27 protein-coding genes are annotated in these 26,015 nt (G+C 46.5%); 2 read left to right on the top strand and 25 right to left on the bottom strand.

The features are described 5' to 3' along the window. Nucleotides 1-270: 270 nt before the first annotated feature. Together H2R00_RS17255 and H2R00_RS17250 are read left to right on the top strand one after the other, a co-directional pair. Entirely contained in the window at nt 271-1,533 is a 1,263-nt protein-coding gene (locus tag H2R00_RS17255) for an L-lactate MFS transporter (RefSeq protein WP_182069927.1), read from the top strand. Between the two features lie 33 nt (nt 1,534-1,566). Then, on the top strand, nt 1,567-3,918 hold the full coding sequence (locus tag H2R00_RS17250; protein ID WP_182069926.1) for an FdhF/YdeP family oxidoreductase: 2,352 nt from the start codon (nt 1,567-1,569) through the stop codon (nt 3,916-3,918). Between the two features lie 50 nt (nt 3,919-3,968). On the opposite strand, the gene H2R00_RS17245 is transcribed toward H2R00_RS17250, so the two are convergent. The 25 genes from H2R00_RS17245 to H2R00_RS17125 all read right to left on the bottom strand — a co-directional run bounded on the left by H2R00_RS17245 (nt 3,969) and on the right by H2R00_RS17125 (nt 26,000). Then, a complete protein-coding gene (locus H2R00_RS17245) occupies nt 3,969-4,661 on the bottom strand; it encodes a VWA domain-containing protein (protein ID WP_182069925.1) in 693 nt (230 codons plus the stop codon). 370 nt (nt 4,662-5,031) lie between these two features. Continuing rightward, nucleotides 5,032-5,718: a VWA domain-containing protein gene (locus tag H2R00_RS17240; protein ID WP_043925142.1), complete on the bottom strand. Its 687-nt coding sequence runs from the start codon at nt 5,716-5,718 to the stop codon at nt 5,032-5,034. Between the two features lie 316 nt (nt 5,719-6,034). After that, nucleotides 6,035-7,051, bottom strand: a complete 1,017-nt coding sequence (gene spoIID / locus H2R00_RS17235; RefSeq protein ID WP_182069924.1) for a stage II sporulation protein D — start codon at nt 7,049-7,051, stop codon at nt 6,035-6,037. A 196-nt stretch (nt 7,052-7,247) separates the two neighbouring features. After that, on the bottom strand, nt 7,248-8,558 hold the full coding sequence (murA, locus tag H2R00_RS17230) for a UDP-N-acetylglucosamine 1-carboxyvinyltransferase (RefSeq protein WP_154998350.1): 1,311 nt from the start codon (nt 8,556-8,558) through the stop codon (nt 7,248-7,250). Between the two features lie 32 nt (nt 8,559-8,590). Continuing rightward, the gene (locus H2R00_RS17225) at nt 8,591-9,334 is read right to left on the bottom strand and encodes a YwmB family TATA-box binding protein (RefSeq protein ID WP_154998352.1); all 744 of its coding nucleotides are present in this window, start codon (nt 9,332-9,334) and stop codon (nt 8,591-8,593) included. 135 nt (nt 9,335-9,469) lie between these two features. Further along, nucleotides 9,470-9,703, bottom strand: a complete 234-nt coding sequence (locus H2R00_RS17220) for a DUF1146 family protein (RefSeq protein ID WP_003186001.1) — start codon at nt 9,701-9,703, stop codon at nt 9,470-9,472. Between the two features lie 373 nt (nt 9,704-10,076). Next, entirely contained in the window at nt 10,077-10,472 is a 396-nt protein-coding gene (locus H2R00_RS17215; protein WP_003186004.1) for a F0F1 ATP synthase subunit epsilon, read from the bottom strand. Nucleotides 10,473-10,495: 23 nt separating this feature from the next. Next, a complete protein-coding gene (gene atpD, locus H2R00_RS17210) occupies nt 10,496-11,917 on the bottom strand; it encodes a F0F1 ATP synthase subunit beta (RefSeq protein WP_154998354.1) in 1,422 nt (473 codons plus the stop codon). A gap of 25 nt (nt 11,918-11,942) precedes the next feature. Beyond that, nucleotides 11,943-12,797: an ATP synthase F1 subunit gamma gene (atpG, locus tag H2R00_RS17205; protein WP_043925147.1), complete on the bottom strand. Its 855-nt coding sequence runs from the start codon at nt 12,795-12,797 to the stop codon at nt 11,943-11,945. A gap of 88 nt (nt 12,798-12,885) precedes the next feature. Continuing rightward, nucleotides 12,886-14,394 carry a F0F1 ATP synthase subunit alpha gene (gene atpA, locus H2R00_RS17200; RefSeq protein ID WP_154998356.1) on the bottom strand — a complete coding sequence of 503 codons (1,509 nt, stop codon included), beginning with the start codon at nt 14,392-14,394 and terminating at the stop codon, nt 12,886-12,888. A gap of 7 nt (nt 14,395-14,401) precedes the next feature. Next, nucleotides 14,402-14,956 carry a F0F1 ATP synthase subunit delta gene (locus H2R00_RS17195; protein ID WP_152846291.1) on the bottom strand — a complete coding sequence of 185 codons (555 nt, stop codon included), beginning with the start codon at nt 14,954-14,956 and terminating at the stop codon, nt 14,402-14,404. Then, entirely contained in the window at nt 14,953-15,471 is a 519-nt protein-coding gene (atpF, locus tag H2R00_RS17190; RefSeq protein WP_043925150.1) for a F0F1 ATP synthase subunit B, read from the bottom strand. The genes H2R00_RS17195 and atpF overlap by 4 nt, the downstream gene beginning before the upstream one ends. Before the next feature lie 174 nt (nt 15,472-15,645). Then, nucleotides 15,646-15,858, bottom strand: a complete 213-nt coding sequence (gene atpE, locus H2R00_RS17185; protein ID WP_003186014.1) for a F0F1 ATP synthase subunit C — start codon at nt 15,856-15,858, stop codon at nt 15,646-15,648. Nucleotides 15,859-15,907: 49 nt separating this feature from the next. After that, nucleotides 15,908-16,639 (bottom strand): F0F1 ATP synthase subunit A, encoded by a 732-nt coding sequence (gene atpB, locus H2R00_RS17180; RefSeq protein ID WP_182069923.1) that lies wholly within the window; start codon nt 16,637-16,639, stop codon nt 15,908-15,910. 7 nt (nt 16,640-16,646) lie between these two features. Then, entirely contained in the window at nt 16,647-17,030 is a 384-nt protein-coding gene (locus H2R00_RS17175; protein WP_152846752.1) for an ATP synthase subunit I, read from the bottom strand. Between the two features lie 400 nt (nt 17,031-17,430). Next, complete coding sequence (gene upp / locus H2R00_RS17170; RefSeq protein WP_003186017.1) at nt 17,431-18,060, bottom strand: uracil phosphoribosyltransferase; 630 nt, start codon at nt 18,058-18,060, stop codon at nt 17,431-17,433. Nucleotides 18,061-18,187: 127 nt separating this feature from the next. After that, the gene (glyA, locus tag H2R00_RS17165) at nt 18,188-19,435 is read right to left on the bottom strand and encodes a serine hydroxymethyltransferase (RefSeq protein WP_003186018.1); all 1,248 of its coding nucleotides are present in this window, start codon (nt 19,433-19,435) and stop codon (nt 18,188-18,190) included. A gap of 215 nt (nt 19,436-19,650) precedes the next feature. Then, nucleotides 19,651-20,193, bottom strand: a complete 543-nt coding sequence (locus H2R00_RS17160; RefSeq protein WP_154998359.1) for a TIGR01440 family protein — start codon at nt 20,191-20,193, stop codon at nt 19,651-19,653. A 15-nt stretch (nt 20,194-20,208) separates the two neighbouring features. Further along, the gene (gene rpiB / locus H2R00_RS17155; protein WP_020453266.1) at nt 20,209-20,658 is read right to left on the bottom strand and encodes a ribose 5-phosphate isomerase B; all 450 of its coding nucleotides are present in this window, start codon (nt 20,656-20,658) and stop codon (nt 20,209-20,211) included. Between the two features lie 141 nt (nt 20,659-20,799). Next, complete coding sequence (locus H2R00_RS17150; protein WP_182069922.1) at nt 20,800-21,255, bottom strand: low molecular weight protein arginine phosphatase; 456 nt, start codon at nt 21,253-21,255, stop codon at nt 20,800-20,802. A gap of 149 nt (nt 21,256-21,404) precedes the next feature. Continuing rightward, nucleotides 21,405-21,965: a manganese efflux pump MntP gene (locus H2R00_RS17145; protein WP_023857078.1), complete on the bottom strand. Its 561-nt coding sequence runs from the start codon at nt 21,963-21,965 to the stop codon at nt 21,405-21,407. A 74-nt stretch (nt 21,966-22,039) separates the two neighbouring features. Beyond that, complete coding sequence (locus H2R00_RS17140; RefSeq protein ID WP_182069921.1) at nt 22,040-23,083, bottom strand: L-threonylcarbamoyladenylate synthase; 1,044 nt, start codon at nt 23,081-23,083, stop codon at nt 22,040-22,042. Nucleotides 23,084-23,240: 157 nt separating this feature from the next. Next, nucleotides 23,241-23,684 (bottom strand): GNAT family N-acetyltransferase, encoded by a 444-nt coding sequence (locus H2R00_RS17135; protein WP_154998365.1) that lies wholly within the window; start codon nt 23,682-23,684, stop codon nt 23,241-23,243. A gap of 342 nt (nt 23,685-24,026) precedes the next feature. Continuing rightward, entirely contained in the window at nt 24,027-24,695 is a 669-nt protein-coding gene (gene spoIIR, locus H2R00_RS17130; protein WP_182069920.1) for a stage II sporulation protein R, read from the bottom strand. 120 nt (nt 24,696-24,815) lie between these two features. Then, a complete protein-coding gene (locus tag H2R00_RS17125; protein ID WP_182069919.1) occupies nt 24,816-26,000 on the bottom strand; it encodes an MFS transporter in 1,185 nt (394 codons plus the stop codon). Between the last annotated feature and the right edge of the window lie 15 nt (nt 26,001-26,015).

The raw sequence follows: 26,015 nt of genomic DNA, 5'->3' as shown, positions 1-26,015 counted from the left end.
GCCCCTTTGTTTCTTATGTTTCTAATCATATCTATTACTATACTCGTCTATCATGCCGTTTCACAACTGTCAGGTCAAATTTGGAAGCTTCATCTTGTTGATTGCTTGAAAACATGATATTATTTTTTAAAAGTTCAAAAAATATACACTTTTTAAACAGACTGCCTTTTCTTCGAAACAACTTCTGAAACCGCTTTCAAATTTCAAACAATCGCTCCCCGGCAGCCTTCCATCTTTATCACAGCCTTTCTTTTCCCAGGGGGTTCTCACATGAAAAAAGTGAAAAACAGGTGGCTCATTGCTTTATGTGCTGTAGGCATTCATTTGTCAATCGGATCTGTATACGCATGGAGCGTCTTTACAAACCCGCTCGCTGAAACATTCGGCTGGAGCCTCAGCCAGATCAGCCTGACGTTCAGCATCGCTATTTTATTTCTCGGGCTTTCAGCCGCATTTTTGGGACACTTCGTCGAAAAGCACGGCCCCAAAAAAGCAGGCATGCTCGCCGCTCTTTTCTTCGGAGCAGGCGTAACGTTTTCCGGTTTCGCCGTTCAGATCGGCTCCCTCCCCCTTCTCTATTTGTTTTACGGAGTCTTCGGGGGGATCGGACTCGGCGTCGGCTATATTACACCCGTATCTTCGCTTGTTAAATGGTTTCCTGACCGCCGCGGCTTGGCCACAGGGCTTGCCATTATGGGTTTCGGATTTGCGGCCTTGATCAGCAGCCCGATCATGCAGAAGCTGATCTCAGCAGTCGGTATAGCCAACACCTTTTTTATTCTCGGCATCTGCTACTTTCTTGTGATGATGCTGTCTTCGCTTTACCTCGCTCCACCGGAAGACGGCTGGAGGCCTGAAGGATTTTCAGCTGGAAAGAGCGGAAGGGCGCAAAGCACTGATATTTCCCAGCTGACGGCAAATGAAGCGATTAAAACGAAACGCTTTTATTATTTATGGCTGATGCTTTTTATTAATGTTACGTGCGGAATCGCCATCATATCAATCGCTTCACCGCTGGCCCAGGAAAGTGCAGGCATGTCCGCTGCCGCCGCCGCCGCGCTCGTCGGCGTTTTGGGTGCATTTAACGGTTTAGGCCGCATCGGCTGGGCCTCCGTATCTGATTACATCGGACGGCCGAATACGTATACCATCTTTTTTGCCATACAGCTGATCGCCTTTCCGCTTTTGCCGTTCATTTCCGACAAGGCCGTCTTCTCTGTTTTGATGGCGTTGATCTATACGTGCTATGGCGGGGGGTTTGCCGCAATCCCGGCTTATATCGGGGATTTGTTCGGAACAAAGCAGCTCGGTGCAATCCACGGATACATTTTAACGGCTTGGGCGGCGGCAGGGCTTGCAGGCCCGATGTTCTCTTCTTGGGTACGCGATGCAACAGGAAGCTACAGCCAGAGCCTGACGGTTTTTGCGGCACTGTTCACCATCGGCCTGTTCGTTTCGATATTCATTAGAACCGACATTAAACAGTTGCGGAAAAAAGCGGCGGTTCATGTCTCAAACTCGATAAAAGGATGATCTGGCATTATCCGCTGGAAAGGAGAGAAGGTAATGGGAAGAACAAAGCATCAAGGTCCGATGAAGCTGAATAAAAAACCCGCGCCAAAACTGTGGGCCTCTTGGGCGCCGATGGGACTCGGAAAGATAAAGCCAAAGCATATCAGAGATACGATGAAAACAGCGTGGGACAATAAAGACAGCCTTTCTTACGCCTACAGAATTTTGACGCAAGGCGTGTGCGACGGCTGTGCGCTCGGTGTGTCCGGACTCCGCGATCAGACGCTCACAGGGCCTCATCTCTGCACGACGCGGCTGAACGTCCTCCGCTTAAATACAATGCCTGCGATCGAGGACAAATGGCTGTCCGCCGACATCGAACAGCTGAGAAAGCTGGACAGTACCGAGCTGAGAAAGCTTGGACGCATCCCCTATCCGCTGTCGAGAAAAAAAGGAGAACGATCGTTCTCGAGAATTTCATGGGATGAAGCGCTCAGCCGAATTGCGGACAAAATTAAATCGATTGATAAACGACAGCTCGCCTTTTATTTAACAGCCAGAGGTATTACGAATGAGGTCTACTATACGGCCGCAAAAGCGGCACGGTTTATCGGCACAAACAACATTGACAACGCCTCGCGGATCTGCCACTCGCCAAGCAAAACGGCTTTAAAAAGGTCCCTTGGCATCGGTGCCTCAAGCTGCAGCTACCGAGACTGGATCGGGACGGATGTCCTCGTCTTCTGGGGATCTGTCGCCGCCAATAACCAGCCGGTGTCAACAAAATACATGTATGCCGCCAAAAAAGCGGGAACGAAAATCATTATGATCAACCCGTACCGGGAGCCTTCGATGGAGAAATACTGGATTCCATCGATACCTGAGAGCGCCCTTTTCGGCACCAAAATCACCGATGATGTATACCAAGTCAATATCGGCGGCGACATTGCCTTTATGAACGGGGTGATGAAGCATTGGTTTGAAATGGAGCAGGAGGCTCCAGGTTCAAGCATTGACCGCGCCTTTATCGAAGCACACACAAACGGGTTCACTGAGCTTAAGCAGCATATCGGAAAACAAAATTGGAAGACGCTTGAAGAGTCATCCGGTATATCAAAAGAGAGAATGAGAGAATTCGCCGTCTTGCTGGCTCGGGCGAAAACCGGCGTTTTCATTTGGAGCATGGGACTCACACAGCACCGTTTTGCAACCGACAACATTTCACAGGTGGCAAATCTCGCCCTTTTACAAGGATTCATCGGCAGAAAGCATTGCGGCCTTATGCCGATCAGAGGGCACAGCGGTGTGCAGGGCTCTGGAGAAATGGGTGCCGATCCTTTCGTTCTTCCAGGCGGTGATTTTGACGAAGAGAACGCCGCACGGATCGAGAAGGTTTGGGGCTTCCACATACCGACTTGGCAAGGCGATACGATCGGCCAGACGATCGAAAACATGCTGCTGCCGAGCGAAAGCGAAAGAAAAGTAAAAGTGTTTTATACAAGCGGAGGCAACTTTTTGGAGACGATGCCGAACCCCGATTTTATCAAAAAAGCATTACAGGAAGTTGAAATGAGAGTCCATCAGGACATCATCTTCAATACTTCTACCCTTGTCGATGCCAAAGAGGAAGTCATCATTCTTCCGGCGATGACAAGGTATGAACAGCCTGGCGGAGGAACCTCGACCAGTACGGAACGGATGGTCTATTTCAGCCCCGAAATTAAAGGACCTCGCATCGAAGAAGCACGTTCAGAATGGGAAATTTACGTGGATCTTGCCAAACGGGTCCGGCCCGAAGACAAAGAACTGATCCATTTTGACGATGCTGCGGAAATCCGTGAAGAAATCGCTGCTGCCAACCGGAATTATGACGGGATTCAGCAGTTGAAAAAACGCGGAGATGTCTTTCAATGGGGCGGCGCCTGGCTTTGTGAAGGCGGGATTTGTCCGACAGCAGACGGCAGGGGTAACCTAATCCCCGTCGATCTTCCTGAAAACAGACAAACTGAAGGACGCTTTCTCGTTACGACAAGGCGTGGAAAACAGTTCAACTCGATGATTTATAGTGAAAAAGATCCTTTCAATGCGGCAGATCGCCGGGATGTCATGATCAATCCAATAGATGCCGAGGAACTTTATATTCAAGATGGAGAGGCGATCGTTCTATTCAATCGCTACGGAACTTTCCAAGGACGGGCAAAATATGCCGGCGTACAACGCGGAAACACGGCGGTCTACTGGCCGGAAGGAAATGTCCTGATCCCTAAAGGCGTATACGAAAACCATGCCCATATTCCGGAATACAACACGGCAGTCATGATTGAAAAGGCGGAGATATTCCATTCAAGAAAAGATTCGCGCTATGCAGAAAAACGCATCAAGGAACTCGAAATGTCGACCGATTAGCTTAACAGAAGGTCGGGACGGCACTGCTGCCGTCCCGCTCTCGTATAGAGTTACTGAGACAGTTTTACGCCCTCTTCTTTCCATACCTTTTTAAAATCAGAAGCTGAGTCAGCCTCAATCAATTTTCCGCCGCCAGCATCAGCTACTTTTTTAAGCTTTGCTTTTTCTTTCACGGTTTTTACATCCAGCCCAACGATGTTGACGATCGTTTTAATGTTGGATTTGCGCAGATCTTTTGCTGCCTGAACAGGGTCTCCTCCGCATGTTTCTTCACCGTCTGTCACGATGTAGACATAATTCTTACCATCTTTATCGGCTAGATCTTCTTTTACATCATAAAGAGATTTTGCAATCGGAGACCAGCCTGTTGGCTTGATTCCGCTTAAAGCGTTTTCGAATGAGTTTGAAGAAAACGGCTTCAGGTCATAGACGGTTTCCGTCGTACCGCATGATACTTCTTTTCCGGAGTTTTTATTGTTGCCTTTATGTCCGAATACATTCAACATAACATTCGCATCGCTTGAAAGCAGGTCAGCAAAATCGGTTACGGATTCTTTGGCAATATCAAATTTTCTTTCTCCTTCAACCTTTTGTGCCATGCTGCCGCTTGCATCAAGCACAACTGCAACATTGACATCTTTTTTGCTGTTGTCTGCATTTCCGTTTTCAGCCGCGAAAGCAGCAGCCGGCGCCAATGACAAAAGCATGGTGAACGTTGTTAACAGAGTAAACCTTTTTTTCACCTTTCTCACTTTCCTTTCCGCATTTGTTTTCGGACCGATTTTCCGTGTCAGATCTAGTCCACCAACATCGTAAAAGAAGGCTTGATAGAAATAAATAGGCCGGATCTCCTTTTCAAATTCACAAATTCTTCATAATACTTACGATAATCGATCGACACTTTCACTTAAGTCCTATCAAAAAAGTCCGCTAAAAGACTGTTTTCGTCCCAATAACATCACAGTTACGACAAATTACCCCTCCAAAGGATTCAGCAGGGTTCAACGTTCTGAAACAATAACTTAATATTTGTAAAGTGTTTTGCTTGACTTTTGACAATCTTTTCATCACAAAAGAAAAGCTGCGGAAACATGTCCACAGCTTTTTTCCAGTTTATTTAGAAAGCTCAATGGCTTCCTGAGTAAAGATTCTTTTGATGTCATTTTTAGTTTTTGCTTGGAAATATTCACCGCCGCCGGCTGCTGCGATGCTTGTCAATTGTCCGTGAAAATCTCCTTCATAATCAAAACCGATCACGTTGACAACCGCATTAGCTTTGCGCAGTTCTGTTGCGACTTTTACCGGATTGCCTCCGCATGTTTCCTCACCGTCTGTCAGCAGGTAAACAACGTTTTTCCCGTTGTTGTTCAGCTGGTCAAGCGCGTTTTTGGCATCTTGCAGCGCGTTTGCGATCGGTGTCCATCCAGTCGGTCCGATGCCGTTTAATGAGTTGCGGAAGCTTTGCTCGTCATACGTTTGGAACCCGTACACTCCTCTGATTGCATTGCAGGATTGTACCTTTCCGGAATTTTTATTGTTTCCCTCTGAACCGAAAACTCTCATGAGCACGTTTGCATTTTCAAGCTTAGAACCAAAGCTGAACGCCTCATTTTTGGCAAGCTCGTATTTTGAGACCCCTCCGATCTTTTTAGCCATGCTGCCGCTTGCATCAAGCATAATCGCAACGTTAGGCGAATCTTCGGCAACTGTTACCTCCTGTTTTTTCTCAGCTGCGAAAGCAGGCGAACCAAGGCTAAGAACCATAGCGGTCAAAATGCCCAATGTCAGTTTCTTCTTCATTTCTCCCTTTCCCCTTTCTGAAATAAAGTCGTTAACACATTAATATCGTAGAAGAACACCAGGGAGAAATAAATAGGGCATGTCTCCTTTTCCTCGTTATTCATTTCAGCATACAACAAGCGGATAAAATAGACTTTATAACCTGTGAACCCTTATGTTGACACGGAATTCACGGCCTTTTGACGCTGTTCAGCAAGCCCTCCGGCACAGATTCTTGAAATATTTGTATAATATTTTGGCGTACTTCAACTTCATGAGAATGCCAAATTTTGATGACATTCAAAAAGACGCCGCCAATCAGGCAGACGTCTCTTTTTTATTTTTTCGCCATGTATTTATTTAAAAATTCATCAGCATTGGCTACGGCTGTTCCTTTGTAATAATACTTGACGATCTCTTCTGCTTTCTTGCCATCTTTCGCCATATAATGCGCTCCGTATTGGCTCATTCCTACTCCATGTCCAAAACCCCTTGTCGTGACGGTAATCTGATTCCCGTCGCGTTTCCAATCAAAGTCTGCCGATTTGAGGCCGAGCTTTTCCCGAATATCTCTTCCCTCAAGCTTCTTTCCATTGATGACGGCAGTCGCTACGCGTTTTCCCGGCGTTCTTTCAGTGATCTCCCCGATGCTGTTTGTGCTGGGCAGTTTGACTCCAAGCTTTTGTTCAAATTCAGCGACAGTAAACGTTTTATGGTTCAGGAATTTCGGCGACTTTGTATCCCAGGAGCTTTTCACGCTTTGCAGGTAGGGAATATCACTTGTCCAATAGGCCCCTGCATTCTCCGTGTACCCGTTGCTCGTCGAGAAAAATGAAGCGTCAATCGGCTTATGCTCATAGGTTAAAATTTTGCCTTGCGTACTGGCTACAGCGTCGGTCACTTTTTTGATTTTCCAATCGTAATCCTTCTTCCACAGCCTGCGGAGTTCCTCTTTGTTTTTATACACCTGGAACATCTGCGTATCATCGACGAGCGAGCCTTTCGGCGATTGTACGGCTTGCTCTGATACCATTTGCCTCACAATATATGTGCGGGCCGCGAGCGCTTGTGCTTTTAAAGCTTCGATATCGAAATCAGCCGGCATTTCCGAGGCAACGACACCGATGACATACTCTTCAAGCGGAATGTCTTCAACTTTCCGGTCAGCCGTTCTGTAGACCGGAATTGAAACGGGAGACTCTTTTAAGGTGACTTTCTTTTTTTCCTCATGTTGCTGAGCGTGTTTTTCTGTTTTGATTGTCCCCGGCCCCCCGTGAGAAGGGAGGACAAGCAGTGTTGGTATGAGTAAAATCAGCATGCAGATTCCTGCTAGTACAATAAATAGCTGTTTCAAATCAGTGCCCCCATTTCTGTTTTGTCTCTTTCATTTTATGGGCGGGGACAAGCTAATATGACTGTACTTTTCAACTGCGGCTGCGTATTTTAAAAGCCATTCTTGTGCATAATGATAGATATGGGAGGCATACTGATATAGAATACTTGAAACGTAAAAATCAGTATGCCGTATGACATACTGATTTCACGTTGATTTATGCATTTAAATCGGATACAACTTCTTTATTTTCAATATGAACTGCTTCTTCATCGTTAACGCGTTCAATATTAGCGCCAAGACCGGCAAGTTTTTGGTGGAAGTTGACATATCCCCGGTCTAAATGTTTTAATTCGGTTACGCGTGTATGACCGTCAGCGACAAGACCAGCAAGGATAAGAGCTGCGCCGGCGCGAAGGTCCGTTGCGGCCACCTCAGCACCTTGAAGCTGCACGGGACCATTAATGATGACAGAACGGCCTTCGATTTTAATATCTCCGTTCATACGGCGGAATTCTTCCGCATGCATAAAGCGGTTCTCAAAGACGGTTTCTGTGATCATGCTGGTTCCATTTGCGCGCATCAAAAGAGCCATCATCTGTGACTGCATATCAGTCGGGAAACCTGGATGTGGCATTGTTTTTAAATCAATAGGCTTCAATTCAGAAGGACCGATAATCCGAAGACCGTCTCCTTCTTCCAAGATTTGAACGCCCATTTCTTCCATTTTCGCAATTAAAGATGTTAAGTGCTCAGGAACCGCTCCCTTTACCAGTACGTTCCCTTCGGTAATCGCCGCGGCAACCATGAACGTTCCCGCCTCAATCCGGTCAGGAATAATGGTATGCTTTGCACCATGAAGCGCCTTAACGCCTTCAATTTTAATGGTGCCTGTACCGGCACCCCGAATTTTACCGCCCATTGCATTGATATAGTTAGCCAGATCAACGATTTCAGGCTCTTTAGCAACGTTCTCGAGCGTTGTCGTGCCCTCAGCTAAAGCTGCAGCCATAATCAGGTTTTCAGTTGCTCCGACACTAGGGAAATCAAGGTAAATTTTCGCTCCTTGAAGACGGCCTTCTACAGTCGCTTCAATAAAGCCGTTTCCAACCTTAATTTTTGCCCCCATTGCTTCAAAGCCTTTTAGATGCTGATCGATCGGTCTTGAACCGATTGCACATCCTCCAGGCAAAGCCACTCTCGAATGACCTGTGCGAGCAAGAAGCGGACCCATCACCAATACAGATGCGCGCATTTTACGAACATATTCAAACGGAGCTTCCGTAGACAAAGTGCGAGATGCATCAACCGTTACTGTATTATTTTCAAAATGTACATTTGCGCCTAAATGACGTAACACTTCGTTAATCGTATATACATCGGAGAGCGTAGGCACATCACATATTACGCTTTTTTCTTCACTGGCTAATAAAGATGCAGCGATAACTGGTAAAACGGCATTTTTTGCTCCTTCAACTTTGACTGTGCCGTTTAACTTTCGACCGCCGCGGACGATGATTTTTTCCAAGGTATTCCCCTCCGCGTCCCAATTTCTCTATATTAATATTCAGTCGTGACGATTGGTGTGCCAACCGTGACGGTAAGTTTTTCGCCCATTCCCGCATTTCTAAGCGAGACTTGCAGATTCATAAGGTGTTTTTCTGTCTTGATGGATTCTTTCCACTCGTTAGTGTAAGCAGAAATAGAAACGAAATTTGGTTCGATTAAATCTTCAACTGACTTTGCATCAAATTCATGTACTAGTTCATTTGCTTTTTTTTGCAAAACAACATTCATCATACCATTTAAATGGCCCTTTAGACAAGTAAAAATTGCGGTCTTTTCTCGCATTATGTCGAATGCATCCCGTTCAAACTGCTTATATGTAGCATTCCAGTTTTCCCGTGGTCCCGCGCCTTTTTGCTCATACAATAAATACGAAACAAGTCTCTGGTTTTTGTGGGTGGATACCAAATGTATTTTGGAATTGATGTGATTTTTTTTGTCCTGAAAAACACCTGTCGCTTTAACTGTATCATCGTCTTCCCGAGTTAAAGTCCATTGATATTGTCGATGCTGTTTCTTGAAATGTTTCAGTTTTGCAAAAAAATCTTTTTCACTTAGGGTAAGCTGCTTTTTTGTATGCAGGGTCCATTCTTCAAGCTCGACATCATGGCGGCTCAAACCTTCAGCCAGCTGTTCCAGCGGCGTATTGCCCGCTGCTTCAAGCGATTGAAAGACATGAACAATTAAAAATAAAACCACAATAAAAATGAGGGCATTAACCGTTTGTTTTGTCTTCATTCCGCATCATCCTCTCCTACTCTCCATTGTTGACGGATCGCAGGAAAAGCATACGTGGAAAAACAAGGTCCCAGGTGATTTTGCGGAACGCGGCGTTACCCACATTCGTCCATTCCCAAAAATTCTTTTACTCAATCATGAAAATAAATTTTGAAGCTGTCTGGAATAATAAAGATAGTCCAAGAAAAAATTGCTGACGGTGGAGCCAACGGCGATTGTAATGATGATCATTAACACCCTCGCCTGAATGACTTTTCCTTTCCTGATAAGCGGATCAATATTGACCGCCAGAAGAGCCCACCAAGTCAATGCAATAAAAAAAAGATGAACGATGATACTGACAGCAGCCTGTTGTCCGATCTCTTCCATTATTGATGACGCCTCCTTACGTTCAGCCGTTCTGGTGCTTCCGGCCTGCCTAGTCTCTTCTGCTGTAGGGTAAAGGAATGATGCCGGTCATTTCAAGTCATTTTAACAGTTTTGATGTTTCATGTTAAGACGTTCAGGGATAGAACTTTTTCCCATAGATGGAGTATCCTCTGTTGCCTGAGGCGTATGTTGAGGAGCTTACTTGAATGTCTTACGTCCTCTTTTTGGTGGAAGAGAACATAGCTTACTATTTTGATAGATTCAAACTAAAAAGGCGAACAATTTGTGAACATTTTTCAACATTTTCAATTCTGTTTGATCATGAATATAAAAGAACCCTTCCCATCCTTAAATATGGGAAGGATCCTTATCTTTATCTCGCAACATCCAACCGGTTAATCGCACGTTTTAAAGCAAGCTCTGCCCGAATAATGTCAACATCTGGAGTTTGCTTCTGCAAACGTTCCTCGGCACGCCGTTTTGCGGCCAAGGCGCGTTCTTTGTCAATTTGTTCAGATGTTTCCGCCGTCTGGGCCAGAATGGTGACATGGTCAGGGCGGACTTCCACTATCCCCCCGCTGACGGCAACCAGCTCAGTTTGACCGTCTTTTTTCAGACGGACTGCAGCAATTTTTAGCGGAGCAACCGTCGGAATATGGCCGGGTAAAATACCAAGCTCACCGCTCTCTGCTCTAACGCTTACCATTTCTATATCCGCATCGTATACTGGGCCGTCGGGAGTAACGATATTGACTTTTAAGGTCTTCATGCTTTTACCCTCCTAGGACCAGATTATACTTCTACACCCATTTCTTTCGCTTTTTCGACAACTTCTTCGATTCGGCCGACAAGACGGAAAGCGTCCTCTGGAAGGTGATCATACTTACCTTCAAGGATTTCTTTAAAGCCTTTTACCGTTTCTTTGACAGGAACGTAAGAACCTTTTTGTCCTGTAAACTGTTCAGCTACGTGGAAGTTTTGCGATAGGAAGAACTGTACGCGGCGCGCACGGCTGACGACAAGCTTATCATCGTCAGAAAGCTCATCCATACCCAGAATCGCAATGATATCCTGAAGCTCTTTATAGCGCTGCAGGATTTGCTGTACTTGGCGGGCCACTTGATAGTGCTCTTCTCCGACAATTTCTGGCGCAAGTGCACGAGAAGTTGAAGCCAGAGGGTCAACCGCAGGATAAATACCCATTTCAGACAGCTTACGCTCAAGGTTTGTTGTCGCATCCAAGTGAGCGAACGTTGTTGCCGGTGCCGGGTCAGTATAGTCATCGGCAGGAACGTAGATCGCCTGAATCGATGTAACAGAACCGACATTTGTAGAAGTGATCCGTTCCTGAAGCTGACCCATTTCAGTTGCAAGCGTCGGCTGATAACCAACCGCTGACGGCATGCGTCCAAGAAGTGCAGATACTTCAGAACCGGCTTGAGTGAATCGGAAGATGTTATCGATAAAGAACAATACGTCCTGGCCTTCTTTATCACGGAAATGCTCTGCCATTGTAAGTCCTGTCAAGGCAACGCGCATCCGCGCACCAGGCGGCTCGTTCATCTGACCGAAGACCATTGCCGTTTTCCCGATAACGCCGGAATCTTTCATTTCATAGTAAAGGTCGTTTCCTTCACGCGTACGCTCGCCGACACCTGCGAATACAGAGATACCGCCGTGTTCTTGAGCGATGTTGTTGATTAGCTCCTGAATCAGGACGGTTTTTCCAACTCCCGCTCCTCCGAAAAGGCCGATCTTTCCACCTTTGATATATGGAGCGAGCAAGTCGACGACTTTAATACCTGTCTCTAAGATTTCAACCTCTGTTGATAGCTGATCAAATTTTGGAGCTTCTCTGTGAATCGGATCTTTGGTAGCATCAGCCGGAAGCGGCTCATCCAAATCGATGTTTTCCCCGAGTACATTAAATACGCGTCCGAGTGTCACGTTTCCGACCGGAACGGAGATCGGCTCTCCCAGGTCGATGGCTTCCATTCCGCGCGTAACACCGTCAGTTGAAGCCATTGCAATCGTACGAACTGAATCATCACCCAAGTGAAGCGCTACTTCAAGGGTAAGTTCGATATCTACTTCATTCTCGTTCTGCGCTTTATGTGTAACTTTAATCGCATTATATATTTCAGGCAAGTGACCGTCTTCAAAACGAACGTCAACGACCGGTCCCAATACCTGGCTAACGCGTCCTTTTTTCATCTCTATCCCTCCTGACAAGCTTTTTCTATTCTAAGGCAGCTGCACCGCCGACAATTTCCGTAATCTCCTGCGTAATCGCCGCCTGACGAGCACGGTTGTAAGACAGCTCGAGGTCAGCGATAAGCTCTTTCGCATTGTCCGTTGCGTTTTTCATCGCTGTCATCCGCGCAGCATGTTCACTCGCTTTACTGTCCAGAATCGCGCCGAAAATCAAGCTCTCAGCGTACTGTGGCAGAAGCACTTCCAAGATTTCTTCTTCGTCCGGTTCAAATTCATAGGAAGTTCTTTTTTTGTTTGGCGCTATATCTGATAATGGCAGCAGCTTTTTCTCCGTCACCTCTTGAGAAATCGCGCTGACAAAGTGGTTGTAGAACAAGTAAAGTTCATCAAAGGTCTCATCGATAAACATTTGTATCGTACTGTTCGCCAAATCCTTGATTTCCGGAAAGGACACTTCATCCCTGATTCCGGTCATTTCGGAAATGACCGGGATGCCGCGTTTTTTGAAAAACTCGCGCCCCATTTTCCCGATCGCGATGACCGCATATTCGTCTGTTGACTGATGGCGCTCCTGGATTTTCTGGTACGCTTTGCGGAGAACGTTTGCGTTAAAAGCGCCGGCAAGCCCGCGGTCAGACGTGATGACCAGATAGCCGGTCCGCTTTACGGGACGGCTCGACATCATCGGGTGCGTTCCCGTGTATCCAAGCGCAATATCAGCAACGACTTCCTGCATTTTCTCCATGTATGGAACGAACGATTTCGCCTTACTCTCAGCGCGGTTCAGCTTTGAGGCAGAAACCATTTGCTGAGCTTTGGTGATTTGACTCGTCTTTTTATTTGAAGTAATTCTGGATTTAATATCCCGTAATGAGGCCAAAAGGTTTCACCACCTTTTTGTTTTCAAATTCACTTCGAATTTACGTGAAAAAGAGAGAAAAAGAAGATCTTTTTCTCACTTCAAATGTTTAGTTGCTAGGTGCAAACGTACGTTTAAAGCCTTCGATCGCAGCCTTCATGTCTTCGTCGTCAGGAAGGTTTCCTGTCTGAGCAATTGAATCGAGGAGATCTTTATGGTTTTGATCAAGATACATAAAGAACTCTTCTTCAAAGCGTCTGATGTCCTCTACAGGCACATCATCGAGGAATCCGCGAGTCAGGGCATAAAGAATGGCAACCTGCTTTTCGACGCGGAGCGGCTGGTGCAGATCCTGCTTCAGAACTTCAACTGTACGGGCTCCGCGGTTCAGCTTAGCCTGTGTCGCTTTATCAAGGTCAGATCCGAACTGTGCGAATGACTCAAGCTCACGGTAAGATGCCAAGTCAAGACGAAGCGTACCGGCTACTTTTTTCATCGCTTTGATTTGCGCAGATCCGCCGACACGGGATACCGATAATCCAGGGTTGACGGCAGGACGCACGCCTGAGAAGAACAAATCAGACTGCAGGAAGATCTGTCCGTCAGTGATTGAGATAACGTTTGTCGGAATGTAAGCTGAAATGTCGCCAGCCTGCGTTTCAACGAACGGCAATGCTGTTAAAGATCCTCCGCCTTTTGCGTCGCTCAGTTTTGCAGCGCGCTCAAGCAAGCGGGAGTGCAGGTAGAATACATCCCCTGGGAATGCTTCACGGCCTGGAGGACGGCGCAGCAGCAAGGAAAGTTCACGATAAGCCGTCGCCTGTTTTGAAAGGTCATCATACACAACCAGCACGTGTTTTCCGTTGTACATGAATTCTTCACCCATCGTAACACCCGCATACGGCGCAAGATACAAGAGCGGTGCAGGCTGGGAAGCGGAAGCTGTGACAACGATGGTATAGTCAAGCGCGCCTTTTTTGCGCAGCGTTTCAACGACACCGCGAACAGTCGATTCTTTCTGACCGATCGCAACATAGATACAAATCATGTCCTGATCTCTTTGGTTCAGGATCGTATCAATCGCAATCGATGTTTTTCCCGTCTGACGGTCACCGATGATCAGCTCACGCTGGCCGCGGCCGATTGGAATCAGCGCATCGATCGGTTTAATTCCCGTTTGAAGCGGTTCATGAACGGATTTACGATCCATAACACCAGGTGCCGGGCTTTCGATCGGACGGGTTTTGCTTGTGAGAACCGGGCCCATTCCGTCTACAGGTTGACCTAGCGGATTGACAACGCGGCCGAGCAGCTCTTCACCGACAGGAACTTCCATGATCCGGCCGGTTCTTTTGACTTCGTCACCTTCACGGATGTCTTTGTAAGGTCCCAAAATAACGATACCTACGTTTGATTCTTCAAGGTTCTGAGCTAAGCCCAGCACACCGTTTGAAAATTCGACAAGCTCACCTGCCATACAGTTATCAAGGCCGTGCACGCGTGCGATACCGTCACCGACCTGAATTACCGTACCTACGTCGTGAACTTCTATTTCAGACTGATAATTTTCAATTTGCTGTTTAATAAGAGTGCTAATTTCTTCAGCTTTGATGCTCACTTAGGTTTCACCCCTTCTTTCGATTTTCGCCTGCTAATTGACGTTCTATCCGGTCAAGCTTTCCTCTTACACTGCCGTCATAAATACGGTTTCCGATGCGGATTTTCACACCGCCGATCAGATCCGGATTCACTTCGTTTCTAACGCGCAGTGAAGCGGCGCCTGCTTCTTTTGCAAACACTTGAGAAAAAGAGGAAATTTCCTCTTCGCTGAGCGGTTTTACAGAGTATACGATCGCATCTTCCGTCCCGCGGTACCTGTTCGCCATTTTGACATATTCGTCCGCGAGATCCGGGACGATTGACGTGCGGCTGCGGTCAACGAGAAGATAAAGCGTATGTAAGACTGCAGTCGAAACGGATCCGAACGAGTCTTTTAAAATCTGCTTTTTCTTTTCAGCGGGCACTTTAGGATGACTCAGAACGGCATTGAGGTCTTTATGATCAATAAATATCTTCTTAACGACGGTCAGCTCTTCTTCTATTTCATTGACCTGCTTGGATTCAAGGGCAATGTCAAACAGAGCGGCTGCGTAGCGTTTGGAGACAGCTGATTGGCTCATCGGCTTTCTCCTACTTCTTTAAGATAGTCTTGGATCAATTTTTCCTGGGCTTGTTCGTCCAGCTCTTTTTCGATCACTTTAGAAGCGATCATCACAGACAATGATGCAACCTGCTCGCGCAGCGCGCTGACAGCCTGGTCTCTTTCTTTGACGATCTCGCTTCTGGCTGATTCTTTCATGCGTTCTGCTTCCTGGCGCGCAGCCTTGATGATTTCATCCTTTTGCTGTTCACCCAGTTTTTTCGCGTTTTCAATCAGAGACTGGGATTCTTCGCGTGCTTCTTTCAAAAGCGCCTGCTGCTCTTCAATGAGTTTCTTCGCTTCTTCATTCTTTTTCTCGGCAGAGGAGATCTCTCCGGTAATGTAGTCTTCACGCTCTTTCATTATATTTAATAGCGGCCCTAAAGCGTATTTCTTCAAGAGCGCTAACAAAATCAGCATGGCAACAAGCTGGAACAGCATTGTTCCGGCGTTAAACCCTACTCCAGCACCCATAACCTGTGGTAAAAAAGACATCGAATACGGCAACTCCCTTCTTGCAGATTATCTCTCCGAGGCCATCGAAAAATGTTCTCCCTCTTTTTTCAGGAGGATGTTTCTTCCGGCCGTTATGACAGTTCAAGCAACCATAAAGCAATGGCGAAGGCCTCTTGCAGTGATCTTCGCCATTTACCAGTTTAATATTCGCTTTTAGCTGAAGAACGCTAAGAACGCAATTACAACAGCGATAATCGGAAGGGCCTCAACCAACGCAACCCCGATGAACATAAGGGTTCTCAATTCTTTTCCAGCCTCAGGCTGACGAGCGATTCCTTCTACTGTACGTGATACGATAAGTCCGTTACCAATACCTGCACCAAGTGCACCTAATCCAATTGCGATTGCAGCTGCTATTAAACTCATGAAAAAGTTCCTCCTTTAAATTGTTATCCTTATCGGATATGTCTTATTTTTAGTGTTCATGACTTACTTTGTGAGACATGTAAACCATTGTTAACATCGTGAAAATGAATGCCTGGATTGTACCTACGAACAAGCTGAACGCCTGCCATAAGATCATCGGCACAACCGCTCCAATGGTTCCAACCAGCCCCAGGAAAATGCTTTGAGAATAGAAGTTGGTTGCCAGTCCGGCAAGAAGGCCAAGCAGAATTTCGCCGGCGAAAATATTACCGTAAAGACGCAATCCCAATGTTAATGTATTCGCAAATTCTTCAATGATTTTCAGCGGCACTAAATATGGAATTGGTCTGAAGAAATCTTTGGTATACTCCCCCAACCCTTTTCTTTTCACTCCGTAGTAATGAGTGAGGCCTACTACCATGACGGCGAGGGTTAAAGTAACCGCCGGATCGGCCGTCGGGGATTTCCACCATAATTCGTGGCCTACTGTTATGGAAAACGGAAGGCCGAGCATGTTGGCAACAAATATGTACATCAGCAGGGTTATGCCAAGGGCGAGAAAGTCTCTGCCGACTTTAAGATCCATTGTGCTGCCGATAATATTGCGAACAAAGTCGACAATCCACTCCATAAAGTTCTGGGCTTTCGTCGGCCGGATCGCGAGTGTTCTTGTGGTCAGCACCGCTATCAGAAAGACGATGATGCTAGTCACAGTAATCATTAAGATACTTGATACATCAAAGTTAAGGCCTAAAAAGTTAACAACTCTTGATTCGTGCAAAGGGTTTTCACCTCTCTTCCATTGATGAACGTTTTAGCTGGATAAAGGAATCTATCATAATGACAGGATAAATTGTCATCAACCCCACAATGACGCCTGCCAAATGAATATATTCAGGGTATTTATAAGCAATGGCCGCCGCGATAATGGCGTTGCACAATCTGGAAGCAGTCCCGAGAGAACGGATCATTTTGCCTTTTGCCACTGCTTTATCGAAGGCCTGCATCCTTTTGGTCAGCAGCCAGAGATTGAAATAGCTGAAAACAGTGCCTGTAATCAGGCCTAAAAAAATCGCCTGATATGGCAGAAACCCATAGCCTAACACGCAGACTGCTAAAATATATAAGACATATTTTTGTTGCCTACGGAATGAAAGACTCGCATCGGTCATCAAATACGCTCCTGATGTGAAAATTTTAAATCTATCTTACGATTACGGTAAACTAGGCGGTCTGACCATTTTACAGAACGTAGTGTTCTGCTCAAGACTTCACACAGTCCGAAAATTCACGGGCCGGTGATCTGTCTGTCGCCTGCAAATATGGGGTTTTCAAAGGATTTTAACAGAGGACTGGTCATTATGATAACCGCTATGAAAACCTTATCATAATAGCCTATTTTAGCATACAATAGCCCCCCTGAGGTGTCAATCTGTTTAAAGTTAAAAAACTATTCATATTCACAGCAGCTCTCACAAAATGTTCACAAATTCGCCTCATTTAAGACGCACACATGTTTAATTATGGTATAAAACACAAAAAAAGAAAACCCTTTTTCAGGATTTTCTTACATTATTTCGTTCCGAACATGCGGTCTCCAGCGTCGCCCAATCCGGGAACGATATATCCTTTTTCATTTAGTTTTTCATCCAGAGCGGCAATGTAAATGTCAACATCAGGATGATGCTTCTGCACTTCGTCCACACCTTCCGGAGCAGCGATCAGACACATAAAACGGATATTTTTTGCGCCGCGTTTCTTCAAGCTGTTCAGCGCCTCTACCGCCGAACCTCCGGTTGCCAGCATCGGATCGACGACGATGAATTCGCGTTCTTCAACATCGGATGGAAGCTTGACATAATACTCAACAGGCTTCAATGTTTCAGGATCACGGTAAAGCCCGACATGTCCGACTTTTGCAGCAGGAATCAACTTCAAAATTCCGTCTACCATTCCAAGCCCTGCTCTCAGAATCGGAACAACCCCGAGTTTTTTTCCGGCGATGACGTTTGACTTTGCCATTTGCACAGGAGTTTCTACATTCACTTCCTCCAGCGGCAGGTCTCGCGTAATCTCAAATGCCATCAGCGTTGCAACCTCATCAACAAGCTCTCTGAATTCTTTCGTTCCGGTCTTTACGTCCCGGATGTATGTAAGCTTATGCTGTATAAGAGGGTGATCAAACACATATACCTTTCCCATATCCGTTTTCAGCTCCTTTTTTTCACACACTTCTATTGATTCTACATAAAAAAACAGCTTGTTTCAACAAAAATCAGGAGACAATTTTATGAAAAAAACCGCCCCTTTTCGGAGCGGCACAAATATCTTAGTAATCAAGCCCGGTATACAACGGGAATCTGTTTGTCAGCGCTTCTACACGCTGTTTTGCTTCTTCAAGCTTCGCTTCGTCTTCATGGTTTTTAAGAGCGAGCGCGATGATCGCTCCCACTTCTTCGATCGCTTCCAGATCAAAGCCGCGGCTTGTCACGGCTGCTGTGCCGACGCGGATTCCGCTCGTTACGAAAGGTTTTTCAGGATCATAAGGAATCGCGTTTTTGTTGACGGTAATGCCGACTTCATCAAGTACATTTTCAGCCACTTTTCCGGTTATGCCGAGAGAGCGCAGGTCGACCAGCACAAGATGGTTATCCGTTCCGCCGGATACGAGCTCGATACCCTCTTTTTTCAATGTTTCAGCCAAGCGCTTCGCATTGTTGATGACATTTTGGGCATATGTTTTGAATTCGTCTTTTAAAGCTTCGCCAAAGGAAACAGCCTTTGCAGCGATCACGTGCATTAACGGTCCGCCTTGAATTCCAGGGAAGATCGACTTGTCGATTTGTTTCGCAAACTCTTCACGGCAAAGAATCATGCCGCCGCGCGGTCCGCGAAGCGTTTTATGAGTTGTCGTCGTCACAAAGTCAGCGTAAGGAACAGGATTCGGGTGAAGACCTGCTGCTACAAGTCCGGCGATATGCGCCATGTCTACCATCACATAGGCTCCGACTTCATCAGCGATTTCGCGGAACTTTTTAAAATCGATGGTGCGCGGATATGCGCTTGCTCCGGCCACAATCAGCTTAGGCTTATGTTTGAGCGCTTTTTCACGGACATCTTCGTAATCAATATACTGCGTCTCTTTATCAACGCCGTATTCCACGAAGTTGTACTGAACACCGCTGAAGTTGACAGGGCTGCCGTGCGTTAAATGTCCGCCGTGAGCGAGGTTCATTCCCAATACGGTGTCACCGTGCTCCAAAATCGTGAAGTATACCGCCATGTTCGCTTGTGCACCGGAATGCGGCTGAACGTTGACGTGCTCGGCGCCGAAGATCTGCTTGGCGCGGTCGCGCGCGATATCCTCTGCCACGTCTACATGCTCACATCCGCCATAGTAGCGTTTTCCAGGATATCCTTCCGCATATTTATTTGTTAAAACCGAGCCTTGAGCTTCCATAACCGCTTCACTTACAAAGTTTTCAGAAGCGATCAGCTCAATCTTCGACTGTTGACGTTTCCGCTCATCTTGAATGGCGCTAAAAACTTGTTCATCTTGCGCAGGTAAATGTTTCATCAGCGAGATCCTCTCCTATCTGTTTCCATTTCGTTAATTATACCATCTCATTGTACACGGTTTTTCATGCAAATGTAAGAGATTATTTTTAAAAATCGTTTTTTATTATTGGAAAAACCGAATATTAAACGAATAGACAAATCATATAGTTCGACATATCATTTGTTTAAAAATTATTCTGATAAAGAAAAAAGCCTGTCCGGCTCTTCCTTCCGCTACTCCGCTTCATACACGGCGCGGACGCCTCCAATCAGCTTCGGCCTTGTCCGCGCAAGCGTCACGTGCGCTTCGCCCAGCTGTTTTTGAGAGACGCGGACAGGAACCGCCACAGGCTTTAAATGCATCCCTATAAACGTGTCGCCGATGTCGATCCCCGCATCAGCCTCTATTTGTTCAACAAGAACAGGAGCCTTCATATGTTTATAGGCATATGAAGCCATCGAACCCCCCGCTTTCGGAACAGGAACAGCGAAAACAACGGGAAGACGGTATGCTTTCGCCGTTTCTTCCTCGACGACCAACGCCCTGTTTAAATGTTCGCAGCATTGAAAAGCGAGAGCAATTCCTGTTTTGTTCCGGAGCTCTTCAAGACCTTTGTAGACCGCTTCAGCGATTTGCCCGCTTCCCGAAGTGCCGATGCGCCTTCCGGCCACCTCGCTTGTGCTGCAGCCGATGACGACGATTTGGCCGTCGCGCAAATTCGCCTGCTGATGAAATTCATCTAATATAGAACGCCATGTCTGTTCGAGATTTTTCATGATTGACGACACCCTTTATTCATGCTTGTCTTCATAATCGGCGATTTTTCCGATGCGGACGGCGTGCCGCCCAGCTGAAAACTCAGTCGTAAGCCAAACCTTTGCAATCTCTCTCGCTAAACCAGGGCCGATCACCCGTTCACCCATCGCAAGAACATTCGTGTCATTGTGCTCTCTTGTCATTTTCGCGCTGAAAACGTCGTGAACAAGGGCGCAGCGGATGCCTTTTACTTTATTGGCGGAAATGCTCATGCCGATTCCTGTTCCGCATATTAAAATGCCTCTGTCGGCTTCCCCGTCCGCCACTTTTTGCGCGACCGGAAACGCATAATCCGGGTAGTCCACAGATCCTGAACCGCATTCGCAGCCGTAATCTTCGTATTCGATGTTCAATTCATCCATCAATGCCATAATTTCTTTTCTGATATTGATTCCGCCGTGATCTGAAGCAATGATTACTTTCATTGGAATGACTCCTCCTCGTTTGATGTGCCGCCAAAAGTCTCGCGGAGACCGTTAAGCAGTATACAGCCGATATATATTTCTGATTGATCATGTCTATTGTACCCGCTGCCGCTTGATTTGCAAACGCTCCTTAGCCCGCTTCTATTCCTGAGATTTCTTCGCCAGCATCTCTGCCAATTTGCTCAGCAGCTGCTCCAGCTCATCCCTCGTTTTTTGATAGTCGCTGAGGGAACCGCCGAACGGGTCAATGATGTCCCCGCTTTCTCCTTTGACATACTCTTTCAGCGTATAGATTTTATCTCGGCTCTCTGAAAATTCATGTGCTGCCAGCTGCTTGTGCTGCTCTGTCATCGTCAGTACAAGATCCGCCCATTCCACCTTCTCCTCGGAAAGCTGTGAAGATGTATGATTCAGGGCGATGTTTTTTTCAAAAAGCGCTTCGACTGCATATAAAGAAGCTTTTCCGTTTTCAGGAGCAAACAACCCGGCAGATTTGACGGAGACGTTCAGATTCTTTTCGGCAGCCGCAGATTTAAAAAGCGCTTCGGCCATCGGGCTGCGGCACGTATTTCCAGTACAGACAAATAATATGTTCAATCTTGTTCACTCCTTTGTTCATATTATAAAGGATTCAGCCGGAAAATAATAAAATCCGCTCCAGAAATCAAAAAAGAAGGGAGCTCGCCCCCTCTTTTTCTAAGTTCCATTATGTTATGCAAAACAGAAAAAAGATTTTCTTCTTTCAATTAAATTGGCAGCAAAAGCTTCAGGCCGAAGCTCAGCAAGATGGCTCCTCCGAGCGCTTCACTGTAGGCGCCAAGCCATGTTTGAACCTTTTTTCCAAGCAGAAGGCCGGCCCAAGTTAACACCATGCTGAACAAACCGAACAAAAAGATCGTTAATAACGGTTTCGTCCCGTAAAGGCCGAGGCTGAGACCGACTGAAAAGCTGTCGAGACTGACACCGACGGCAAAAATGAATAAGCCGAAGCCGTGCGGAGAGATGATCTGCTCCCCGCTTTTATTAAAAGATGCGGCAATCATCTGAATGCCCAGCACCAATAAAAGTGCTCCCCCAAGATACCCCGCAAGCGCACCAAGCGCACCCGAAAGAAACTGTCCCGCAATCATTCCGCCAAGCGGCATGATGACATGGAACAATCCAATAATGACGCCGATTTGAAAGATTTGGTTCCTTTTCAGCTTGGCCATTCCCATTCCAAGACCGACTGAAAAGGCATCCATGCCGAGTGCAAAAGCCATGATCGAGAGCGTCAGGATTTCGCCTATTAACACATCAACATTCATGCAATTCCCCCTTGGACACGCCAGCTTTTCTAGCTTATGCACGTCCAAAGGCGGATAGAACAAACCTGCTCAGGCTATGCCTCGATTACGCGGTGGCCTGCCGCTTTCAACAGCCGGTTCATAATCGCCCGGCCCACCCCTTCCTCAGGGAAAGACTCCGCAAAAATAAAACCGAGATCTTCGCCATCAAAGCTGCGGAGAGCGTCATACAACCCTGCGGCAACGGTTTCCAGCCGGTCTCTTCTGCCGCAAATGCGGACGGCATCCGCCTGATAGGCACCGGCCCGTTCCTCTGTTGTGAGGACACCGACTTTCATGCCGTCCTTCTGATATTGGTCGATCAGCCGTTGAATATCTTCAACGCCCCCGTTCACAATGGCAAGCGGGGCCTCCGGTGCATAATGCGTATATTTCATCCCGGGAGACATAGGCGCCTTTTTTTCGTCGGTGAGGCCCTGGTCAATCAAGACGGGGCCGGCCGTTTCTTCGAGCTGCTCTTTTGTGACGCCGCCCGGCCTCAAAATGACCGGGATTTCACCGGTGCATGAAACAACCGTTGATTCGACCCCTACTCCTGTAGGACCGCCGTCAACGACACCTGCAATCCGTCCGTTCAAATCGTGGACGACATGCTCGGCTTTCGTCGGACTCGGTTTCCCGGACAGATTGGCGCTCGGGGCCGCCACCGGAACGCCGGCCTGTCTAATCAGCTCAAGCGCCACAGGATGATCAGGCATTCTGACCGCGACCGTGTCGAGCCCCGCCGTCACCCTTGTGGATAACACCCCGGGCTTGCACGGCAGCACAAGGGTCAGCGGCCCGGGCCAAAAACGCTTCATCAGCATTTCGGCCTGAGGCGAATCAACCTCTGCAAATTCTGCGAGCTGTTCAATTTCAGCGATGTGGACAATGAGCGGATTGTCGCTCGGACGCCCTTTCGCTTCGTATATTTTAGCTACTGCTTCGCTGTGTTTGGCGTTTGCACCAAGTCCGTACACAGTCTCTGTCGGAAAAGCAACCGTTTCATTTTGTTGAAGCAGTCTTGCAGCTTGTGTAATTTGTGGACAGTTTGTGGACAAATCGCGTTTTACATCCACAGTCCATACTTTTGTTTTCATTAACATCAAAACTCCCTTAATAAAACACTAAAAACGTTAATAATTCATGTAAATCATGTTGAAAGTATAAAAGATGAAAGAAAAGAAAACAAGCGTTGTCCACATTTTGTGGATAACGCTTTTGAATCCGTGGATATCCCTGTGTATAAGTTAACGGCTAACTTGACGTTTTCTCCATTAAAACGGCTCCATTTACGTTCAGTGAGTCTGAAACATGCTCAGAGCCATCAAGCTCTTCAGGAATTGCCGCAGCTTGTTTAAAACCGAGCACTTCAAGGAAATCCATCGATGTTCGCTTATTGGCAATTAAATAAAGGGTTTGGATTCCCCGCTTCTCGCACAATACCTGCATGCTTTGAAACAAGGAAACGATGTGGCCTTGGCTGAGCTTGTCAGACACGACAAGCGAGCGCAGCAGCCCTTTTTTGTTTTCAAATTCCTCCATTCCGAGGCAGGCGACGATTTCATCGGGAGGGTCTTCCATCATGATAAACTGGCTCTTCGCTTCCTCAAGACCTTTATGGCTTGTCCCCGCCTTTTTTAAAAATGCTTCGATCGCATTCATGTCTTTCGTTTCCGCTAACCTCAATTGGTAGAACATCTTTTCACCCCGTTTTTTAACTTCTCTATCCAATCTATGAGGGCGACAGTAAAATATACCTTTTGATTTGGAAGAAAGCCGGCTATTCATTTTTCAATTTTGATTAGCAGGAACTAACGCTTTGAATGAGTATGCAAATAAACTCCGTACTGGTGATAAGACAGTTTCTCTTCTGCCGCGCAATGTGATTAGCGCATCAGAAAGGGGCAAAAGGTGTATATCCGAAAAGCAGTATTTCCCCCGAACCATTTTGGAAAATTATATCATATTCAAAAGCGTGAATAACCATCATGAAAAAACAAACAGTAAAAAACCGCCCTGCACGAAAGCAAGGCGGTCCCTTTAAGAAAAAAGCCCGGTAATCCATTCGACAAGAAAAAACTTCACTTCTTTGTCTTCTTTGTCTTCTTTATCTTTGCCAGATACCGCTACATCCGCCGCGTCTGTTTTTTCTTCCCGGCTTTTTTCCCCGGCAGCGATTTGTTCGTCTTCAGGCGACTTTACGGCTTCCCCATTGGAAAAATCAAGAAAGCAAAGCGGCGGAAACAGGACGCACCACCAGTTGGCTCCCTCTCCCTTGCCTAATGTAATTAAAACAGCCTCATATTCTCCGGCCGGATACACCATATTGCCGTATAGCTTTGTCGGAAATGAAACTCGATCAAAACGGACAGACACGGATTGCCGGACATTTTCGCGTTTCATGACATCCTTGGCAACCTCTTTGATTTCGGGCAGCTTCGACCTGATGACTTGTCTCGCTTCCTCAACCGAGGTCAGGTTTTCCACCCATTTGGTAATTTGTTTATTGACCTCATCCCTGATTTTGCGTTTGACGCTTTGGTCGCTCACGCTGTCGCTGTTTGCCAAAATCCGCAGCCGAATCGCTTCATCAGGAATCACGGCAGGCTTCCCGCCTGATGATTGGGCCGTCTCTTCCGTCGTGAGATTTGCTAGCGCTCCTATTAATAAAAGAAAAATATACATACAGGCAATGTTTGATTTCTTCATTTTCCCCACCGTTCCTCTCCGTTCTTCAACCTTTTCTAGCAACATTATGGTCAAAGATGGAACGGTTTAAACGGATGCTGAAAAAAATCCTACTAAGCTTGTAATCTCTTCCTAAAAGGTCTACATCTCCAAATGGCTCTGCTTGTTTTTTTGCAGGCCGGATAAAAAAATCACCGCGCTGATCACCAGCAGCAAGCCCCCCAATCCACCGAACAGCAGAAACGGAAAAACAGCGGCTGCGCTTGCATCAATCGCCCAGCCGATCAAGAATGAAAGAAGCGCTCCTCCCAGACTTGCGGATGAAATGAAGAGACTGGTGATTTCCTCTGTAAAAGGCTTTCCAGCCAACGAGGCCAGAGTGACGGCGCACGGAAAAATGCCGGCTGCCGACAGCCCGATGAAAAATACGAGGAGCAGCTGTAATTGATGAACCGGAAACCACGCCAGAATCAAAAGCAAAACAGTCAAGGCTCCGGCACTGAAGATCAAAAAGGCAACGGAAGTTAAGCGTCCGCCAAAAATACTTGTCAATAAACGTCCGCACACCATTCCCGTCCAAAAAAACGTGACGCTGATGACGCTGATTTCTTCTGCTCCTTTTTCCAGCATCAGCGCCGGCAAAAAGTTTGCGAAATTGGTCTCGATACCCGCATATACAAAAGCGAATATGAGAAAGAGGAAAATGTTTTTTTCTTTCCTTCCGATTTCAAATATGGCTGACACAGTCGGTTTTTCCTGATAAGCCATTTGACCAGAAGCAGTGTCGGGGGTTTTTCTGCGCAAATAAACCACCCACATACACGCAAGCACAAAAACGAAGATAAATAAAGCATACAAGGGGAAATGCCAGGCATATCGTTCCGTAAGGATATAAATAAGAAAAGGAAACAGCAAAGCGCCTAATCCGAAAAAAACCTCTAAAATATTCATCCCTTTCGCATTTTTATCTTGTGCAATCACATACGCTCCCATCGTCGTTTCTAAAGTACCCGCGCCAAAGCCGAGCAAAAACCCCATGATGACAAAAAAGATGAACACATCAAAAAGAAAAACGCCTAAAAGCGTAACGAGAATAAGAAGAAGGCCAAACGTCAATACAGCCATATGAGAGGTGCGTCTGACAAATATCGGCGCAAGCAGGACGCCGATTAGAAAACCGGTAAATTGGAAAAAGATCAGGAAGGATAGATCATGAAGATCCCGATGATATTCTTGAATGATATACGGTGACAGGCTCCCCAGCAGGATATGGATAATCCCTACAAGAAAATAAAACGAACAACCGAATAGAAATGTTTTTTTCATTAGATTCACTCCTTC

The organism is Bacillus haynesii (assembly GCF_014042035.1).
GTDB lineage: Bacteria > Bacillota > Bacilli > Bacillales > Bacillaceae > Bacillus > Bacillus haynesii.
This window is presented reverse-complemented; position numbering and strand designations above follow the sequence as displayed.

What these genes read in the sequence shown, in the direction of transcription:
- H2R00_RS17255 (WP_182069927.1), top strand. Translation starts at nt 271, where the DNA reads ATGAAAAAAGTGAAAAACAGGTGGCTCATTGCTTTATGTGCTGTAGGC.
- H2R00_RS17250 (WP_182069926.1), top strand. Translation starts at nt 1,567, where the DNA reads ATGGGAAGAACAAAGCATCAAGGTCCGATGAAGCTGAATAAAAAACCC.
- H2R00_RS17240 (WP_043925142.1), bottom strand. Translation starts at nt 5,718, where the DNA reads ATGAAGAAGAAACTGACATTGGGCATTTTGACCGCTATGGTTCTTAGC.
- H2R00_RS17225 (WP_154998352.1), bottom strand. Translation starts at nt 9,334, where the DNA reads ATGAAGACAAAACAAACGGTTAATGCCCTCATTTTTATTGTGGTTTTA.
- H2R00_RS17220 (WP_003186001.1), bottom strand. Translation starts at nt 9,703, where the DNA reads ATGGAAGAGATCGGACAACAGGCTGCTGTCAGTATCATCGTTCATCTT.
- H2R00_RS17215 (WP_003186004.1), bottom strand. Translation starts at nt 10,472, where the DNA reads ATGAAGACCTTAAAAGTCAATATCGTTACTCCCGACGGCCCAGTATAC.
- atpD (WP_154998354.1), bottom strand. Translation starts at nt 11,917, where the DNA reads ATGAAAAAAGGACGCGTTAGCCAGGTATTGGGACCGGTCGTTGACGTT.
- H2R00_RS17195 (WP_152846291.1), bottom strand. Translation starts at nt 14,956, where the DNA reads ATGAGCCAATCAGCTGTCTCCAAACGCTACGCAGCCGCTCTGTTTGAC.
- atpF (WP_043925150.1), bottom strand. Translation starts at nt 15,471, where the DNA reads ATGTCTTTTTTACCACAGGTTATGGGTGCTGGAGTAGGGTTTAACGCC.
- atpE (WP_003186014.1), bottom strand. Translation starts at nt 15,858, where the DNA reads ATGAGTTTAATAGCAGCTGCAATCGCAATTGGATTAGGTGCACTTGGT.
- H2R00_RS17175 (WP_152846752.1), bottom strand. Translation starts at nt 17,030, where the DNA reads ATGACCGATGCGAGTCTTTCATTCCGTAGGCAACAAAAATATGTCTTA.
- upp (WP_003186017.1), bottom strand. Translation starts at nt 18,060, where the DNA reads ATGGGAAAGGTATATGTGTTTGATCACCCTCTTATACAGCATAAGCTT.
- glyA (WP_003186018.1), bottom strand. Translation starts at nt 19,435, where the DNA reads ATGAAACATTTACCTGCGCAAGATGAACAAGTTTTTAGCGCCATTCAA.
- H2R00_RS17160 (WP_154998359.1), bottom strand. Translation starts at nt 20,193, where the DNA reads ATGAAAAATCTCGAACAGACATGGCGTTCTATATTAGATGAATTTCAT.
- rpiB (WP_020453266.1), bottom strand. Translation starts at nt 20,658, where the DNA reads ATGAAAGTAATCATTGCTTCAGATCACGGCGGAATCAATATCAGAAAA.
- H2R00_RS17145 (WP_023857078.1), bottom strand. Translation starts at nt 21,965, where the DNA reads ATGAATGTTGATGTGTTAATAGGCGAAATCCTGACGCTCTCGATCATG.
- H2R00_RS17140 (WP_182069921.1), bottom strand. Translation starts at nt 23,083, where the DNA reads ATGAAAACAAAAGTATGGACTGTGGATGTAAAACGCGATTTGTCCACA.
- H2R00_RS17135 (WP_154998365.1), bottom strand. Translation starts at nt 23,684, where the DNA reads ATGTTCTACCAATTGAGGTTAGCGGAAACGAAAGACATGAATGCGATC.
- spoIIR (WP_182069920.1), bottom strand. Translation starts at nt 24,695, where the DNA reads ATGAAGAAATCAAACATTGCCTGTATGTATATTTTTCTTTTATTAATA.
- H2R00_RS17125 (WP_182069919.1), bottom strand. Translation starts at nt 26,000, where the DNA reads ATGAAAAAAACATTTCTATTCGGTTGTTCGTTTTATTTTCTTGTAGGG.